Below are 2,148 nucleotides of genomic sequence, written 5' to 3' on the forward strand. Positions count from 1 at the left end.
GTCGGCGGCCGAGGCCGACGCCGTGCTGGCCGCCGCGCGCGCCGCCGGCATGGTGGAGGCAGCGCTGCAACTGCGCACCGTGGGCGCCCGCGCGCACGGTGCGTCGATCGAAGTTCGCCCCCCGCCCCGATGAAGACCGACGTTCTCCCCGACCCCGACGAAGACGACCTGAAAGCGACTGCGATGGACCGCCCCTACATCCTCCACATGATCACGCCGGGCAAGCAGATGAGCCCGTTCGACATCAACATGGCCGCCGACGCCGGCTACCAGCTGCTGCCGACCTACAGCGAGGTCACGCTCGACGGCGTGACCGGCCTGACGCAGGACGCGATCTTCTCGCGCGGCCCCAAGGGCGTGGCGCGCACCGGCCTCTTCATCGGCGGGCGCGACGTGCTGCTGGCCGCCGACATGCTGGACGCGGCGCGCAAGGCGATGGTCAAGCCCTTCGTGGTGTCGGTGATGGCCGACCCGAGCGGCTCCTACACCACCGCCGCCGCGCTGGTGGCCTGCGTGGAAGGCCAGCTGCGCAAGGTGCACGGCACCGACCTGGCCGGCAAGCGCGTGGTCATCCTCGGTGGCGGCGGCACGGTGGGCCGCATCGCCGGCGTGCTGGCGCAGCAGCTCGGCGCCGACGTGCGGCTGTCCAGCCGCGGCGGCGTGGAGGCGGCGCAGCGCGCCGCCGACGAGACCAACGTGCGCTTCGGCAGCGCGATGAGCGGCGTGTCGGGCAAGGGCGTGGACGCCATCCGCGCGTCGATCGCCGACGCCGACGTGGTGCTGGGCACCGCGGCGGCCGGCGTGCAGGTGATCAGCGAGGCCGACCGCGCGGTGGCCACGCGGCTGCTGGTGGCGGCCGACGTGAACGCGGTGCCGCCGGAGGCATCGCCGGCGTGGGCGTGATGGACAGCGGCAAGCTGCTACCCGGCAGCCGCGCGGTGGGCATCGGCGCGCTGGCGATCGGCAACGTGAAGTACCAGGTGCAGCACCGCCTGCTGGTGCGCATGCGCGGCGCGGAGAAGCCGGTCTACCTGAGCTTCCCCGAGGCGCTGGCGGTGGCGCGCGAAGTGCTCGCCGAGACGTGACCCACCTCCGAAGCGCAGGAATGACCCATCCCCGAAGCGCCTGCGGCGCCTCCCGCTCGAGGGGGCGACGCTGGTGGACCGGCAGAGCCGGATCCACGGCGTCTGCGCGCCAGAGCTGCGGCCGGGTGCACGATCGGCGCGTGGGGTCCTGAGATGTCTGCTGCTTCGACGGGCCGCGCGACGCTGGTGGTCGCGGGGCTGTCCGCACGGTGGATGGCGGAGGCGGCGGCGCGTGACGGTTACGACGTGATCGCGCTCGATGTCTTCGGCGACGTGGATACACGGCGCGCCGCGCGGCACTGGGAGTCGATCGGGCGCGACGGCGCACAACTCGGGATCGACCGCAGCGCACGCTCGCGGCCTTGCGCGCGGCAGCCGCCGATCCGCAGGTGCTGGGCTGGGTCGCGGGCAGCGGCTTCGAGGGTCAGCCCGAGCTGCTGGGCCGCGGCGCGCAGGCGCTGCCGCTGATCGGCACGCCAGCCGAGACGGTGCTGCGCGTGCGCGACCCGGCCGGCTTCTTCGGCATGCTCGACTGGCTGGGCCTGCCGCACCCCGAGGTGCAGTTCGACGCCCCGATCCGCCGTCGGGCTGGCTGCGCAAGGAGGCGCGCGGGACCGGCGGCTGGCACATCCGGCCGGCCGACGACCCGCACCCGGCCGATCCCGAACAGCAGCCCTATTACCAGCGCGAGGCGCCCGGCACGCCGATGTCGGCGCTGTTCCTCGCCAACGGCCGCGAGGCGCGCGTGCTCGGCATCAGCGAGCTGATCGTCCGGCCGCTCGGCGCGCACCATCCGCATGTCTACCGCGGTGCCATCGGGCCGGTGGCGCTGCCGGCGGCGCTGGCCGTGGGGCTGGACACCACGCTGCACACGCTGGTCGCCGCCTTCGGCCTGCGCGGGCTGTGCAGCCTGGACTTCCTGCTCGACGGCGACCACTGGTCGCTGCTGGAGATCAACCCGCGGCCGTCGGCCAGCGCGGCGCTGTACGGCGACCACCTGGCGTGGATGCGGGCCCATGTCGGCGCCTGCCTGCAGGGCACGCTGCCGTCGGCCGAGACCGCG

The 2,148-nt window shown here is 74.3% G+C and carries 1 protein-coding gene and 1 pseudogene; both read left to right on the forward strand.

Annotated elements, in window-relative coordinates:
- The first annotated feature begins 183 nt into the window (after positions 1 to 183).
- Positions 184 to 1,085, forward strand: a pseudogene (locus x551_RS21460) (NAD(P)-dependent methylenetetrahydromethanopterin dehydrogenase).
- Positions 1,086 to 1,344: 259 nt separating this feature from the next.
- Positions 1,345 to 2,148: ATP-grasp domain-containing protein (locus x551_RS25610; RefSeq protein WP_152543625.1), on the forward strand; the 804-nt coding region annotated here is incomplete at its 3' end.

It is taken from the genome of Methylibium sp. T29 (assembly GCF_000576205.1).
GTDB lineage: Bacteria > Pseudomonadota > Gammaproteobacteria > Burkholderiales > Burkholderiaceae_C > Methylibium > Methylibium petroleiphilum.